12 protein-coding genes are annotated in these 15,743 nt (G+C 61.0%); 2 read left to right on the top strand and 10 right to left on the bottom strand.

What is annotated here, in order from left to right; all coding sequences use genetic code 11:
* Positions 1-74: 74 nt before the first annotated feature.
* The 5 genes from grpE to HPT27_RS18360 all read right to left on the bottom strand — a co-directional run bounded on the left by grpE (position 75) and on the right by HPT27_RS18360 (position 9,105).
* Positions 75-659 (bottom strand): nucleotide exchange factor GrpE, encoded by a 585-nt coding sequence (gene grpE, locus HPT27_RS18380; protein WP_172246546.1) that lies wholly within the window; start codon positions 657-659, stop codon positions 75-77.
* 935 nt (positions 660-1,594) lie between these two features.
* Positions 1,595-2,635, bottom strand: coding sequence for a heat-inducible transcriptional repressor HrcA (gene hrcA, locus HPT27_RS18375; RefSeq protein ID WP_172246544.1), 1,041 nt, complete (start codon positions 2,633-2,635; stop codon positions 1,595-1,597).
* A 57-nt stretch (positions 2,636-2,692) separates the two neighbouring features.
* Complete coding sequence (locus tag HPT27_RS18370) at positions 2,693-4,798, bottom strand: TonB-dependent receptor plug domain-containing protein (RefSeq protein WP_172246542.1); 2,106 nt, start codon at positions 4,796-4,798, stop codon at positions 2,693-2,695.
* Between the two features lie 177 nt (positions 4,799-4,975).
* The gene (locus HPT27_RS18365) at positions 4,976-8,032 is read right to left on the bottom strand and encodes an efflux RND transporter permease subunit (protein WP_328820730.1); all 3,057 of its coding nucleotides are present in this window, start codon (positions 8,030-8,032) and stop codon (positions 4,976-4,978) included.
* The gene (locus HPT27_RS18360) at positions 8,029-9,105 is read right to left on the bottom strand and encodes an efflux RND transporter periplasmic adaptor subunit (protein WP_172246540.1); all 1,077 of its coding nucleotides are present in this window, start codon (positions 9,103-9,105) and stop codon (positions 8,029-8,031) included. The genes HPT27_RS18365 and HPT27_RS18360 overlap by 4 nt, the downstream gene beginning before the upstream one ends.
* Before the next feature lie 298 nt (positions 9,106-9,403).
* Here HPT27_RS18360 and HPT27_RS18355 point away from each other — a divergent pair, with 298 nt between their 5' ends.
* Positions 9,404-10,318: an NAD(+) kinase gene (locus HPT27_RS18355; RefSeq protein WP_235951121.1), complete on the top strand. Its 915-nt coding sequence runs from the start codon at positions 9,404-9,406 to the stop codon at positions 10,316-10,318.
* Positions 10,319-11,192: 874 nt separating this feature from the next.
* Here the strand turns inward: HPT27_RS18355 and rplI are convergent.
* The 5 genes from rplI to HPT27_RS18330 all read right to left on the bottom strand — a co-directional run bounded on the left by rplI (position 11,193) and on the right by HPT27_RS18330 (position 14,808).
* Entirely contained in the window at positions 11,193-11,642 is a 450-nt protein-coding gene (gene rplI, locus HPT27_RS18350; RefSeq protein WP_172246536.1) for a 50S ribosomal protein L9, read from the bottom strand.
* 18 nt (positions 11,643-11,660) lie between these two features.
* A complete protein-coding gene (gene rpsR, locus HPT27_RS18345) occupies positions 11,661-11,888 on the bottom strand; it encodes a 30S ribosomal protein S18 (protein ID WP_172246534.1) in 228 nt (75 codons plus the stop codon).
* Positions 11,889-11,906: 18 nt separating this feature from the next.
* The gene (gene rpsF / locus HPT27_RS18340) at positions 11,907-12,290 is read right to left on the bottom strand and encodes a 30S ribosomal protein S6 (protein ID WP_172246532.1); all 384 of its coding nucleotides are present in this window, start codon (positions 12,288-12,290) and stop codon (positions 11,907-11,909) included.
* A gap of 251 nt (positions 12,291-12,541) precedes the next feature.
* Positions 12,542-13,159, bottom strand: a complete 618-nt coding sequence (locus HPT27_RS18335; protein WP_172246530.1) for a response regulator transcription factor — start codon at positions 13,157-13,159, stop codon at positions 12,542-12,544.
* Positions 13,156-14,808: an ATP-binding protein gene (locus HPT27_RS18330; protein WP_172246528.1), complete on the bottom strand. Its 1,653-nt coding sequence runs from the start codon at positions 14,806-14,808 to the stop codon at positions 13,156-13,158. The genes HPT27_RS18335 and HPT27_RS18330 overlap by 4 nt, the downstream gene beginning before the upstream one ends.
* A gap of 239 nt (positions 14,809-15,047) precedes the next feature.
* Between HPT27_RS18330 and HPT27_RS18325 the strand changes: the two genes are divergently transcribed.
* Entirely contained in the window at positions 15,048-15,704 is a 657-nt protein-coding gene (locus HPT27_RS18325; RefSeq protein ID WP_172246526.1) for an energy transducer TonB, read from the top strand.
* The last annotated feature ends 39 nt before the right edge of the window (positions 15,705-15,743 follow it).

Here is a 15,743-nt window from a genome sequence, read left to right as displayed (position 1 = left end):
GCGGCGCCTCAGCGCGGCACCGGGCCATGACAAAATCTGTTCATGCAAACAAAGTGGGGCTATTGCGCACCCGATCAAGCGTTGGTATCGACTTTTTGTACCGGACCGCGCGAGACGATGACCCGGGCCGGCCGCAGCAGGCGACCATGCAGGGTGTAGCCTTTCTGCAGCACCATCAATACCGTATCGGCCGGCACGTCCGGGTTTTCCTGGGCGACCATGGCTTCGTGAACGTTGGCATCAAACGGTTTGCCCTGCGCCTCGACCGGCGCCACGCCAAACTTCTGCAGCGACGCCAGCAGCTTGCGTGCGGTCAGCTCCAGACCTTCATGCATGCGCTTGGCTTCATCGGACTCCACTTTCAGTGCCAGACCTTGATCGAGGCCATCGAGCACATCGAGCAGTTCGCCACAGAGCTTCTCGACCGCGAACTTGGCCGACTGCTCGGCATTGCGCTCGGCCCGGCGGACCAGGTTGTCGGCGTCGGCTTTGGTCCGCAGCACCAGCTCCCAGTTCTGCTTGGCCTTTTCCTCGGCGCTGGCCAGATCGGCCCGCAGCTTGTCGACATCAGTCTGGAAATCGGCCTGGCTGGCCGCGGCGCTGTCCTGGCCGGTCGGCTCAGGCTGGCCCGGTTGGTTGGGCGTGGCATCGGTGGTCATGGAAATCCCTCAAGACGGAACAACAGTACCCGGTAGTCATGGCTCCGGGCGATTCTGGGGCCGGATATGGGGCTATTGGCCGGCGATTCAAGGGGATGAATCATCAGCCGGGCAGGCCATTCTGATCCCCCGCCTTGGCAAGGCGGGGTTAGGGGCGGTTGAGCGCAGCGCTCGTCAGAGTCGACTAGTTGGAAAAGCAACGGCAGAACGGTGACTTGTGAACAAACACGCCGCAGCACATGGTTCAGCTAGCAAACGGCAGCGCAGACTGAGCTTAACCACCCCCAGCCCCTCCTTGAAAAGGAGGGGGGGAATAGCTCGAATCGCAAAATGCTGTCGTATCCGAAGGAGATATGCTGGGCTTCGCAAACCCGGCCGACTCGCTGCGGAATTGCAGCAGCGAAGTCGCGCGGAGCGTTTTGATTCCCCTCCTTGTCAAGGAGGGGTTAGGGGTGGTTGAGCGCAGACCCCGTCGCAGCCTGCGACCGGGAATGGTTGATGCAAGCGGTGATCAGCTTAATATCTCGTTCAACACATCCACTCAATTGATTTCCGATCTACCAACTCTAAACTGTCCAAATCAAAATACCAGTGCATATCTTCTCCGTAGCACATCCTGGAAATAACGGAGACTGATAAGTCCCAAACTTCACCGTACTTGTAGTGTCTGGTCTTATCGATTCGATAATCCTTTCCCGGTAGTTTTTGGGCCATCACCTTTTCTGCTAGACAATTCGCGAACTCTAGCATTACCGACTTACGAGTTGACCCGTAAACAAACTCACTGCAACGCGGCGGGCCGGCATTGAGAGTCGACTGGTCCAACGAATGGCTCGGAAAGTACGAAATCGCCGCAGCAATACAGCCAACGAGAACGGTCACGATCAGCCATTGAATCATTGCTAGCTGTTGCATGGTGGCATACCTTTTCGAGGTCAACTCTCATCACTCGTCAACGCCGACGACAGCAGTCTCGCCGTGATATCCACCACCGGAATCACCCGGTCATAAGCCATCCGAGTCGGGCCAATCACTGCCAGCACGCCAACTCGTTCGCCATTCACTTCATACGGTGCGGCGATCAGGCTGGCGTTTTTGATACCGGGCTGGCCGGCTTCTTCGCCGATGAAAATCTGCACGCCATCAGCAGCCAGGCATTTGTCGAGCATGCCGAGGATTTGTTGCTTGCGGGAAAACGCTTCGAACAGTTCACGCAGACCACCAATACCGGCCGGGTCGGCGAGTTGCAGCAGGTTGAGTTCGCCGGTGACGTGAAAATCGTCCTGCGGTTCGCTGCTGTCGAGCGCGGCTTCGGCCACGCGCAACAAACCGGCCATCATCAGGTCCATTGCAGCGCGGTCGGCACGCAATTGCGCCACCAACTCGGTGCGGGCCTGACGCAAATCGCGGCCGGCGAAATGCTGGTTGACATAATTGGCGGCGACTTGCAGCTCGTCGCGGCTGTAATCGCGATCGGTATGCAGAATGCGGTTCTGCACTTCCCGGTCCGACAGCACCAGCACGGCCAACACCCGGCGGCCGCCAATCGGCAAAAATTCCAGATGCTTCAGGGTTTGCACCTGCCGCTTGGGCACCCGGACCAGACCAGCCATGTGCGTCACTTCCGACAGCAGATTGCTGGCCTGATTGAGCAGGGCGGTGGTTTCGAGTTCGGGTTTGAGCTGGGCGCGGATTTGTGCGACTTCGGTTTCCGACAGCGACTGCACGGTCAGCAGCCGGTCGACAAACAACCGATAGCCAAGCGCGGTTGGAATGCGGCCGGCCGAGGTATGCGGGGTCTGGACAAAGCCGAGATCTTCCAGCTCCATCATGACATTGCGGATGGTGGCGGAGCTGACGCCGAGGTTGCTGACTTCGGCCAGGGTTTTTGAGCCGACCGGCTGGCCGTCACGCAGGTATTGCTCGACCAGAGCCTTCATCAGCACCTGGGCACGTTCACTGAATTGCTGGCTCATCCGGTTCCGGCTACATCATCAGCGGGGGCATGGTGGCGAGTATACGGCCAGCACCGGCTAAAACTGTAGCCGCCAATCCAGACTGAGCTCGCGGCCCTTGTAGGGCAGGGTGTCGAAGGTGCTGTCGTAATACGGGGTGACGATGTTCAGCCGCTCGTTGCCGGCATCGTGCAGCGTGACCGACAGCGACCAGGCCCGCTGGTCGTAATGCAGGCCCAGATCGAACAGGGTTTGCGCCGGCAAGGTGTCGGTGACGCCAAACGGCTGTTCGGCCGCGGCATTCTTTTCGCTGAGCCAGAGCATATTGATGAACAGATGCACCCGGTCATTCCACTGGTATTGCAGATTGGCGAAAAATTTCAGGCTGGGAATGCCAATCCATTCATCCGGTTCATGCAGCGCCAGATAGGTATCGCCGCCCTGCGGATCACTGGCATAGGCAAACGGATTGTCGTCGTCATAGAGCTTGGGCGTGGCGTAGGACAGATTCATCAGCAGCCGCCATGGCACCTGCTGGTAACGCGCTTCAAACTCGGCGCCATAGCTGCCGAATTTGCCGCCGTTGTCGGAATACAAATCGTCGGCGTCCGGGTTGTAGCGAAACTCGATGATGTCCTCAACCGTCTGATAAAACAGATTGCCGCTCAAAAATAATTGTGGGGTTGCCAGATAGCCAAGCTCAAATTCGTGCACGCGGATCGTCTCTGGCGTCACCGGCTCGCGGTAGGGCTTGCTCGGGTCGTAGCCAAACCGGCTGAAGGCACTGTTGGCGATCAGCGGCGCCCGGAACGCCTGCTGGCTCAGCAGTTTCCAGTGCCAGCGGTCCCGCACCCAAGTCAAGCCGACGCGCGGACTGAACTGATTGCCGTAGACATCACTGTCGTCATAGCGGCCACCGGCAAACACCGTCAATGCGTCCCATTGCTGCTGCCAGTTGAAATACAGTGCCATGCTGTCGAGGCTGACGTGACTGCTACCCGGATCATCCGGGTCGGCACGCAGCACGAGATCAGGGTCGCGCTCGGCTGGATCGGCGGTGCGCAGAATGCGGGCGTCGTCCTGCAGCCATTCGGCGCCGAGCAACCATTGCTGACTGCCGAACGACCAGACGTTGTTGCTGGTCAGTTTCAGGCGCCGGATACCGACGTCATCGCGGCTCGGCCGCTCGAACGGGATATTGCGCTGCAGGCTGGTCTGGATGTCGCTGCGAAAATTTTCGCTGGTATAAATCCGACCGTCCAGCTCCAGCACCGCGTTGTCAAAACGCAGAGGTGAAAAATTGGCGGCAATGCCTTGCTCGATGGCCGCGGCCTGCTCGACCGGTGGCAGGCTGTCATCGACGGCAAACCCGCGGACGATGTTGTTTTCATAGTGCTGCCACAACAGTTTGGCCGACCAGTCCGGGCCCCAATGCAGCTGGCTGCTGAGAAAACGGCTGCGGATGCCGGCACTGGCCTCGTTGTGATCAAACGCCGGCCGCTCATTGAAATAGCGATACGGCGCGTCGGAACGACGACCGTCACCGGCAAACAGCAAACCTTGCCAGCGCCATTGCCCCTGCGCGCCGGCAAAGCGGGCACCGAGATCGCGGTGGCCGTTGGCACTCGGCAATTCGCCATCGCGAATGCGCGCTTCATTGCCGGCGCTGTAGGTGATGATGTTGATCACCGCCGTTTCCGCGGCGCCGCCATACAGCACCGAACCGGGGCCACGGACGATTTCGATGCGCTCGATCAGATGCACCGGCAGATCATTGCCGAGCGGATAAGCGCCAAATGCCAGTTCGGTCAGCGGCATGCCATCGAGCAGAAACAGCGCACGCCCCTCGAAACCGAACAGGCCGCGCACGACCAAGCCGGCGACATCGATGTCCTTGGCGACATTGAAACCGGGAATGCGCTGAATGACATCGATCAGATCGCGGGCGCCCATGGCGCGGATGTCTTCGGCGGTGATGATGCTCAGAATGGCCGGATTCTGCCGCTGTGACAGCGGCAGCCGGGTGGCAATGCTGGTGCTGATGTCGATCTGCAGCAGATCATCCAAGTCCAGCTGGAACAGATCATCGGCATCGGCGGCAAAAACCGACGCCGACGCCAGCACGGTCATCAGCAGCGCCATCGGCATTACGATCAGCGCTGCGGCTCGCGCAGTCGTCCGCATAGTCGTTCGCGTAGCCGTTCGCATAGCCTTCAAATGCGGCAACGAAGCAAACCGAGCCGCACTCGCTGCCCGGCCTTGCAGCGCTTCACATCGGCGGTCATCGCTCATCGCTGGCCATGCATCCCCACCCCGGTCATGGCCTCAGTATAGTCAGCCACGGTCGTTTGCCAGCCCGTTTCAGTGCGCCGGCCGGCGAACCTTGAACCAAGCCGCATACATGGCCGGCAATACCAGCAGCGTCAACACGGTCGCAACCAGCAGACCGCCCATGATCGCCACCGCCATCGGGCCCCAGAACACCGAACGCGCCAACGGGATCATCGCCAGAATGGCCGCCAGCGCGGTCAGCATGATCGGCCGGAACCGGCGCACAGCCGAGCCGATAATGGCCTCCCACGGCGTGATGCCTTCGGCAATGTCCTGTTCAATCTGGTCAACCAGAATCACCGAGTTGCGCATGATCATGCCGGCCAGCGCAATCACGCCAAGCATGGCAACAAAACCGAACGGTTGCCGGAACAGCAGCAGGAAAACGGTGACGCCAATCAGGCCGAGTGGCGCCGTCAGCAAGGTCAGCGTCATCCGCGAGAAGCTCTGCAGTTGCAGCATCAGCAGCGTGACAATCACCGCAATCATCATCGGCATACCGGCATTGATGGATGCCTGCGACTTGACACTCTCACCGAGCGAGCCACCGATTTCGATGCGATAGCCGGGCGGCATCTTGTCGCGAATGGCTTGCAGCAGCGGATCAATCTGCATCGTGACATCCGGCGCCTGGACATGATCCGGAATATCGGAGCGCACGGTAATGGTCGGCAACCGATCACGACGCCAGATCAAACCGTCTTCCGCTTCGTAGCGAATACGCGCGACTTGCGACAACGGCACAAAGCGGCCCTGCCCGACATGGATATTGATGTCTTTCAGCCGTGACAGATTGCCGCGCTCAACATCGGTGGTGCGGGCGACGATATCGATCAGCTGATCGTTTTCACGGTACTGGGTGATTGGCAGACCGGTCAGCAGGGTGCGCAGGTTCTGCGACAATTGCTGGGTCGAGACACCGAGCGTCCGCGCCTTGTCCTGATCCACTTCCAGCCGGACGACCTTGGTTTTCTCATACCAGTCGTAGTTGACGTCCAGCGTGTTGGGATTGGCCCGCATGATATCGGCGACTTCGGTGGCGTATTCGCACACCTTGTCCGGGTCGTAACCCATGACCCGGAACTGCACCGGATAACCGACCGGCGGTCCGTTCGGCAAGCGTGCCGCGCGGGCGCGCACACCGGGAAAATCGCTGACGAATTTCTCGCGCAGATCGTTAATCAGCGACTCGCGATCTTTCAGGCTTTTCGCCAGCACGACGAATTCGACCAGGTTGGTATTGGGCATCTGCTGATCCAGCACCAAGACAAAGCGCGAACTGCCGCCGCCCAGATAGGCCACATAATTTTCAACCCGCGGATCCGTTTTCAGGATCGCTTCCAGCTTTCTCGCCTGGGCATCGGTGGCGACATGCGAAGAGCCTTCCGGCAACCACAGATCGACAATGATTTCCGGCCGGGTGGAATCGGGAAAGAATTGCTGCTGGACAAACTTGAAGCCGAGCACAGCCATTACAAACGCGACAATGGTGGCGGTGATCACAATCCGGCGATGCTGCACACACCAGCCGACCAGCGCGCGAAAACGGGTATAGAACGGCGTGTCGTAGACTTCGTGGCCGTGATGACTGTCAGCCAGATTTTCCGGCAGCAGCTTGTAGCCGATATAGGGCGTGAACACGACCGCCACCACCCAGCTGACCATCAGCGCAATACCGACCACGGCGAAAATGCCAAAGGTGTATTCGCCGGCGGCGGATTTGGCCAGACCAACCGGCAAGAAGCCGGCCGCCGTGATCAGCGTGCCAGTCAGCATCGGAAACGCGGTGCTGGTGTAGGCAAACGTTGCGGCGCGAACCCGGTCCCAGCCCTGCTCCAATTTCAGCTTCATCATTTCGACGGCAATGATGGCGTCATCGACCAGCAAGCCGAGCGCAATGATCAGCGCACCGAGCGAGATTTTTTGCAGATCGATACCGGCAATGCGCATGAACAGGAACACCGCCAGCAACACCAGCGGAATCGACAGCGCCACCACCAGACCGGTGCGCAATCCGAGGCTGAAGAAGCTGACGATCAGGACAATCGCGACGGCTTCGGCCAGCGTGCGCATGAATTCGTTGACCGAGGTTTTGACCACCGCCGGCTGATCGGACACCCGATGGACATCGACACCGATTGGCAGACCCGCCTGCACACGTAGCCAGGCGGCATCAAGCCGCTCGCCCAGCTTCAGGATATCGCCGCCCGGTTGCATCGACACCGCCACACCAACCGCGTCTTCGCCCTTGAAGCGCATCCGCACGCCCGGCGGATCGGCATAGCCACGATGAATGCGGGCGATGTCACCCAAGCGGAAAATGCGGTTATTGGCCCGGATGCCGATCTCGCGAATGTTTTCGACGGATTCAAAATTACCGGTGACGCGCAGATAGACCCGATTGGCATCGGTCACGACATCGCCGGCCGAGGTCATGACGTTCTGACTTTGCAGTGTGCTGATGATAAGGCCAGGATCCAGACCGAGCGTTGCCAGCTTGGCATCGGACAGCTCGATGTAGACTTTTTCCGGCTGCACGCCGAGCAACTCGACTTTTGCCACATCCGGCACCCGCAGCAATTCCTGCCGGGCTTTTTCCGCGTAGACCCGCAGATCGGCCTGACTGAAGCCATCGGCAGTCAACGCATAGATATTGCCGAAGGTATCGCCGAATTCGTCGTTGAAAAACGGACCGATGACATCGCTCGGCAAGGTGTGCTTGATATCCGCCAGTTTCTTCCGGACTTGATACCAGGAGTTCGGCACGGTCGCCGGGTCGACGTTGTCACGCAGGAAGACAAAAATGAACGCTTCACCGGGTTTGGAGAAACTGCGCACATGCTCAAGTCCAGGCGTTTCCTGCAGTTTTTTCTCGATCCGGTCGGTGACTTGCTGTTCCATTTCGCGGGCGGTGGCGCCCGGCCAGATGACATTGATCACCATGCCACGAAAGGTGAACGCCGGATCTTCAGCGCGGCCGAGTTCGAAATAGCTCATGACGCCAGCGGCTGCGATCAGCAGCATGAAAAACAACACCAGTGTCTGGTGTTTTAACGCCCACTCGCTCAGATTGGGGCCGCGCATCATTCGCCCTCGATCAGTTTGACGTGTTGCGCCGGCACCAAACGATTGACGCCCGCCGTGACCACGCGATCACCGTCTTTCAATCCAGCGATGACAATCACATCGTTGTCGACGAAATCACCGAGCGTTACCGGCTGCAAATTGACCTGCTGATTGCCGTCGACCAGCCAGACTTTCGGCTGCGCATCCGTTTGATAAATGGCGGTCAGTGGCAGGCGCACCGCTTGCGCGCCAGCACCGGTCAAGGTCACCGTGGCGGTCATGCCGAGTTTCAAATCGGTGTCCACTTCCTGCACGGTAATGCGGGTGTTGTAGGTGCGGGTAACCGGGTCGGTATCCGGGGCAATCTCGCGTACTTTGCCGGGATAGGCTTTTTCCGGTTTCGCCCACAGCCGCACGGCAATATCGGTGGCGCGGCGCAGCTCATCGACCCGCGATTCCGGCACCGCGATCTGCACTTCGCGCTCGCCACTGCGCGCCAGCGTCACCACCGGTTGCCCGGCCGCGACCACCTGACCGATTTCCGCTTGCAGCGCGGTAACCACGCCGTTGGCATCGGCAATCAGCTGGGTGTAGCCGGCCTGATTGTCACCGACTCGCGCCTGCGCAACGGCTTGATCAAATTGCGAGCGGGCCACTTCGTAAGCGGTCTGGGCGTTCTTGAAATCGAATTCGCTGACCAGGTTCTTTTCCCGCAGCGCCTTGAACCGTTCGTAATCGGATTTGGCGCGAGTCAATTGCGCCTGCGCCGCGACTTTGCCCGCTTCGCCAGCGGCCGCTTGCAATTGCAGATCGGCTTCGTCGAGGCGCGCCAGCACCTGACCTTTCTTGACCACGCTGCCGACTTCGACCCGACGCTCCGCGAGCTTGCCGGCGACCCGGAATGCCAGCGGCGTTTCGTATCGGGCACGCACTTCGCCGGAATAGGTAGCGCTCGGCGCCAGCGACTCGGCCTTGACCACGATCGAACGCACCGGCCGCGGCGGGGCGGCCGCCGGTTCGGGCTTGCTGCAGCCAGCAAGGCCAGCGAGCAGCGCCAGCAACGGAAGCAACCAGATGGGGGTAGATGTACGCATGCATCCCTCGCAAAGCAGAGTCGGAATCGCCGATCGGTGACCATGGGTCACTCGCGGGCCGCCATTCTACATCCAACTGACCGCTGGTCAGCAATTATCTGGCACGGTGAAGATTGCCCCTTTCGCGCCCAGCAAGTCTAGTCGGCTGCCAGCCGGCCCGCGGCATCCGCCAGCAACCGGCCGCCGCCGCCGGTAGGCGAGCCCGGGACCATCCGCTACACTGCGGACATTGCACGGCCGCCCCGCACCGTTCCCGGCCGTTTGCCCATCCCGCTCCTTGATGCACGACAGGCCCGCCTTGAACAACCAGCCCGACGCCGCCCCCCAGCTTTCCGCCACCCAACGCTTTCCGGTCATCGGCATCATCGGCAAGCCCAATCACGCCGGCGCCGCCGATACCATGCTCGGCCTGCGCGAATTTCTCATTGAAAGTGGCCATCAGGTGGTGGTCGAAGAAGTCTGCGGTCGAGCGCTGGATTTGCCGCCACGGCAATTGGTGCCCATCAATAATTTGGGCAACATCTGCCAGCTGGTGATCGTGATCGGCGGTGATGGCTCGATGCTGCACGCGGCCCGCACCCTGGCCAATTTCGATTTGCCGGTGCTCGGCATCAACCGCGGTCACCTCGGTTTCCTGACCGATGTCCGGCCGACCGAATTCCGCCAGAAAGTCGCCGAAGTGCTCGACGGCAAATACTTCGTCGAAAAACGCTTTCTGCTCAGTGCCCGGGTGCTGCGCCACGATGACCCCATCGCCAGCAGCGAAGCACTGAACGACATCGTGCTCTATCCCGGCGAAATTTCCCGGATGATCGAGTTCGAGGTCTACGTCAACGAGCAATTCGTTTACAGCCAGCGCTCGGACGGTTTGATCGTCGCAACGCCAACCGGCTCGACCGCGTATTCGCTATCCGCTGGCGGCCCGATCATGCATCCGTCATTGAACGCGGTGGCGCTGGTGCCGATGTTCGCGCACACATTGACCGCGCGGCCGATTGTGCTGGATGGCGATTCGCGCATCGAGATTGTCATCGGCGCCAATAATCGCACCTATCCGCAATTGTCTTGCGATGGCCAAGTCCATATCAAAGTCGCGCCGGGTGATTCGATTTTGATCAGCAAGAAGAAAGAGCAACTGTGGCTCGTGCATCCGGATGATCATGATTATTATCAGGTGTTGCGGACGAAGTTGAATTGGGGGTCGAAGCTTTAGTCCTGCTTTATTGTTGCCTCCCTAGCGGCTACAACCATTGCCGGGTCTCGCCCCGGCGGGCGAGGTCCTTTCTTTGCGAAAGAAAGGACCCAAAGAAACATGCCCGGCTCCGAGCCGCTAAAACGGTGAGGCTGTTTTAGCGGTCCCCTGCGCTGCTCATTCCGTCTGGGGCTTTTCAGACAGCACATCCGTGTACAGTCTGAAAAGGCCTCGGCTTCCTGCCTCGCCCCTTCGCTACGCTGCGGGCTGTTAACCCAGACTGCATTCCGCTGCTCGGCTCATCGAACGGGCGAGAAGGTCAACGACACGCTGCGCGCAAAGCCGAACAAATCACTCCTGTCATTCCGGCGAAGGCCGGAATCCATTGCGTTTCTGCTTCAAATTCAAATTGGATTCCGGCCTTCGCCGGAATGACAGACTGAGTTGCAGTGCCGAAGAAACTGACTCGCCTAGAACCCGGGGCCCCCATTCGCGCCAGCCGGCGGGCACGTGACAGTGGCAGGGTGCGCTGGCAGGGATGCCAGTGCAGCACTGATAAGGCAGGACGCCGCATCAGTGCGTGCCCGAAGACACTGGTACGTGAACGGCGGGCGGAGTCTCCGAAGCAACCAAAGCGACTCTGGCGCGCTGGGGCGTGTTCTCTTTGCCTACTTTCTCTTGCACGAGCAAGAGAAAGTAGGTCGCTCGCCGTGGCGAGACACGGCACTCTTAAATTACGAGACATGAGTCGAATAGCAAACTCCCTCGCGTAATTCCGCCCCCACCCTAACCCTCCCCCTGGCAGGGGAGGGAACAAAAAACCCAAAAACAAAAACGCCACCCGAAGGTGGCGTTTTTGTTTGAAGCGCGTACTGCCTGATTACAAAAGCAGAACTTAGCGAGCGGCAACAATGGCAACCTTGACGGTGCCAGTCACTTCGCTGTGCAGCGAAACGGCGATGTCGTATTCGCCAACCATGCGCAGGGCGCCGGTCGGCAAACGGACTTCCGACTTCTCGATGGCAACGCCAGCGGCGGTCACGGCATCGGAGATGTCGCGGGTGCCGACGGAACCGAACAGCTTGCCTTCGTCACCGGCTTTGGCGGCGATGGTGACGGTCAGCGCAGCCAGCTTCTCGGCGCGAGCCTGAGCAGCGGCCAGCACTTCGGCTTGCTTCTTCTCGAGTTCAGCGCGGCGCTGTTCGAAGAAGGTTTTGTTGTTTGCGGTCGCAGCAACGGCCTTGCCTTGCGGGATCAGGAAGTTGCGGCCGTAGCCGGCTTTCACCTTGACGGTGTCGCCGAGCTCGCCGAGGCGGCGGATTTTTTCCAGCAGAATGACTTGCATGGGATGAGCTCCTTGGCCTTATTCGTGGCTGTCGCAGTACGGCAGCAGCGCGAGGTAACGCGCACGCTTGATCGCACCAGCGAGCTGACGCTGATAATTGGCCTTGGTGCCGGTGATGCGGCTCGGGACAATTTTGCCGGTTTCGGTGATGTAGGCCTTCAGGGTGCCGACATCTTTGTAATCGATCTGATCAACACCTTCAGCGGTGAAGCGGCAGAACTTTTTACGACGGAAAAAACGTGACATGTCTAGTGCTCCTGTCCGTTAGGCCGCGTCAACGTCGCCGGCAGCGTCATCATGAAACGAACGGCGGGCGCCGTCTTTTTCATCTTTGGCTTTCAGCAGCGGGGACTGTTCGGTTACGGCGGCGTCCATCTTCATGATCATGTAACGGATGACGGCGTCGTTGTAACGGAAGGCGTTGTCGAGTTCATCAACAACAGCAGGCGGGCACTCGACGTTCATCAGAACGTAGTGAGCCTTGTGCAGTTTCTGAATGCTGTAGGCCAGCTGACGACGGCCCCAGTCTTCAAAGCGGTGCACCGTGCCACCAGCGGCAGTAATGACGCCCTGGTAACGCTCGACCATCGCGGGCACTTGCTCGCTTTGGTCCGGGTGCACCATGACCACGATTTCGTAATGGCGCATGGTGATTCCTTGTGGGTTTCGCCACGGTCGGTTGCCTGTTCTCCGGCCGTTCTTAGGAACGGGAAAACCAGTGCCGCCGCAGCAAGGATGCCTCCGCCCGGGCGGGCGAAGGGGCGCGTATTGTACGTAAGTGGGCCGGTGCAGGCAAACCCTGATTACCGGGCAAGCGGCGTGGGACGGGCGCTCTGGTCGTCTTTCGCTGCTGGGCCTAGACGCGGAAAAGCGCTGGGGGCTCCGTATCGCCGGCCGGCTCAGCCCGGCCTGGCGGCGAGCGCGAGCCGGACCAGCTCCGGCAACGAGCCGACCTGCAATTTGTCCATCAGCCGGGCCCGGTAGACCTCGACCGTGCGCGGGCTGATGCCGAGCTGCTCGCCGATTTCCTTGCTGGTGCGGCCGGCAGCAACCAGTTCCAGCACTTCCCGCTCACGCTCGGTCAGCCGGGCTAGCCGGTCGTGGGCCTGCTGCTGTTCGGCGCTGGCGGCGACCCGGCTTTGTTCACGCTGCATGGCTTCGCGGACGGTAGCCAGCAACACAGTTTCGTCGACCGGCTTTTCCAGAAAGTCGACCGCGCCGCCCTTGAGCGCGGTGCGAGCGGCCGCGACATCACCATGAGCAGTGATCATGACGATGGGCAAACCAATGCCGCGCTCGGTCAGCAGCTTTTGCAGGCTGAGCCCGTCCATGCCGGGCATGCGCAGGTCCAGCAGCAGGCAGCCGCTGGCCTCGCGGTCGAGCTCGGCGAGAAAGCTTTCGGCGCTATCGAAGCTGCGGACCGGCAGCCCGGACAGCTCCAGCAGCAGCGCCAGCGAATCGCGCACGGCGGCATCATCGTCGACGATGTGGACTGTCGGGCTGGCGGAGTCAGTCATGACGGCATCTCTTGTGGGGGTGCATCCGGATCGCGAAAGGCAGGCAGGGTAAACGAAAACCGGGTTCGGCCGGGCCGGGATTCGGCCAGCCATAAATGACCGCCGTGGGCCTCGACCAGCGAGCGGCTGATATTGAGCCCGAGCCCCATGCCGTGCGCCTTGCTGGTAACGAAGGATTCAAACAGCTGGGCGACCAGCGCCGGCGCAATGCCCGGCCCGGTATCGGTGACGGTGAAGCGGACATGGCTGGTTTCCGCGACCGCCGCGACAGTCAGACTGCGGTGGCCACCGTCACGGCTTTCCAAGGCATCAAGCGCGTTGCCGAGCAGGTTGTGCAGCACAATTTCGCTTTGCACCCGGTCGGCGTACAAGTCCGGCAAATCGGCCGGCAGATGGACAAAGTACTCGATGCGCGCCCGCACCGCACGCCGTGCCAGCGGCTCCCAGGCGGCACTGACCAGATCGGCGATCGCCAGCCGTTCCTGTTGCAATTCGCCGCTGCGGAAAAACCGCCGCAAGCGGTGCACGACCGCCCCGGCCCGCTGCACCTCGTGGCCGGCCTTCTGCAGCGTCTCGCGCAGCCGCTGGATGTCCGGCGGCTCCCGCTCGGCCAGTTTCTGACTGGCGCCGATGTAATTGCTGATGGCAGCCAGCGGCTGGTTCAGCTCATGGGCCAGGCTGGACGCCAGTTCGCCCGCAGCGGCCATACGCAGCGCCTGATGCAGCTCGCCCTCGCGCTTTAGCACAACCTCCTGCGCGCGGCGGCCTTCGCTGACCGCCATGCCGAGCACCAGCCCGGCGACCGCCAGCGCCAGCATCAGAAACTGGAAGGCAATGACGGTGTCGGCATCGTAGTGGCGCACTTCCACCGCCAGAATCAGGCCGAGCTGGCAGGTCATCAACAGCAGCGTCGCGCCGTGCAGGGCAAAGCGCAGCGCCGCCCAGATCAGCGGCACGAACAGCAGGTAGAAAAACTGGAAAGCATCGGTGTTCTGCCAGCCGAAGATCAGCCACAGCACCACCGCCATGGCCGTCGCAATGGCCGCCGCCTCGGGCAGCGGAAAGGTCCGCCAGTCGAGCGCGGGTGGCCGCCGCCAGACCAGCAGCAGCGGCGTGGTGATCACCACGCCAATCAGATCGCCAATCCATAACCGCACCGTGGCATCCGGCAGCTGCAGCCACGGCAGCAAACCGGCCACGCTGAGGCTGGTGACGTACAGCAGGCTGATCAGCAGGGTGCCGGGAATGGCCGCCAGCACCAGCCGCAGCAGGGCGTGACGGTCGGGCAAGTCCGGATCAAAACCGAGCCCGCGGGTCAGAAAGCGCGCCAGCAGGGCGTAGCCGGACGGCGACACCAACACCCCCAGCACCAGGGTCAGCGCCAGCGGCGAGTGACCGCGCACCAGCACCTCGGACAGGGCCGCCGCCAGCATCACCACCGGCAGCGCTCGCCGCCCTTGCACCAGCAGCAATGCCAACGCCAGACCGGGGTGCGGGTTCCAGGGCGTGATGGCAAAACCGCCAACCGGATGGATGTAACTCAGCCAGTCCAGCAGGACGTAGGCCAGGACAAATCCGCCCAGCCGCAGCAGGGCCTGCGCCTGGGCGCGGGGCGGGGTCAGAGTCGGGGTCGCAGACGAGGTTTTCATACGGCCATGCTAGCGCATGCGCCGCGGGGTGACACGCACGCCTATACGCGTACGTATATTTACGTATAAAATTACCAAAAGCGCCGCTGGCAGCGCTGCTGACCATATATAAGGAACGCGCGCGTATAACCGCTCCGTTCCGGGTGCAAGCCAACAACTGCCAAGGCCGATCTATTAACAATTTGTTTCAGTCGTGGCGAAATATGTCCACGCCCTCAACCCGGTCACGGATCGTAAAGATGTCGAGAGTCCCTGCCGTTGTTGCGCTGGTTGTTTCGTTGGCGGGTCACGCCTTTGTGGCGTACACGCTGGCCGAGCACAAAGCGCAACCACCCAAGCAAGAGGAGCCACCGGTAAAGGTTGCCCTCATTCAGGAGCCGCCGCCGCCGCCGCCCCCTCCACCGCCGCCGGAACCCCGGCCGGAGACACCGCCGCCGCCGAAACCGAAGCCGAAGCCGCCGGTCACGCCGCCGGAGAATCCGATTCAGGTTCCGCCCCAGCCGGAATCCGACGACGTGCCATTCGTGATGGGCCAGACGGATATGACGCCATCCACCGATCCGGGACCGGTCGCGGTTCAGGAAGGCCCGGTGTTTGTGAAAGCCCGCTATGTCAGCGATGGCAGCAACAAGAATCCGAAATACCCGCCGGAAGCCCTGCGCAACGGCGATGAAGGCGAAGTGAAATTGCGCTTGCGCATTTCGGCAACGGGCGAAGTGCTGGATGTCGAGATCGTCAAGAACGCGCGCAATCGCGACCTCGGTCGGTCTGCCGTGGCGGCGGTCAAGCGCTGGCGTTTCCAACCGGCAACCGAGAACGGCGCCGGTGTGGAGTCGGTGCTCGATTTCGTGGTGGTGTTCCGCCTCAGCGGCGAGACTTCGCTGGACTTCGGTTAATACGAATTGACAGGCAGCGTGCGCCAACCGTTACCGCAC

Source organism: Permianibacter fluminis, from assembly GCF_013179735.1.
GTDB lineage: Bacteria > Pseudomonadota > Gammaproteobacteria > Enterobacterales > Permianibacteraceae > Permianibacter > Permianibacter fluminis.
This window is presented reverse-complemented; position numbering and strand designations above follow the sequence as displayed.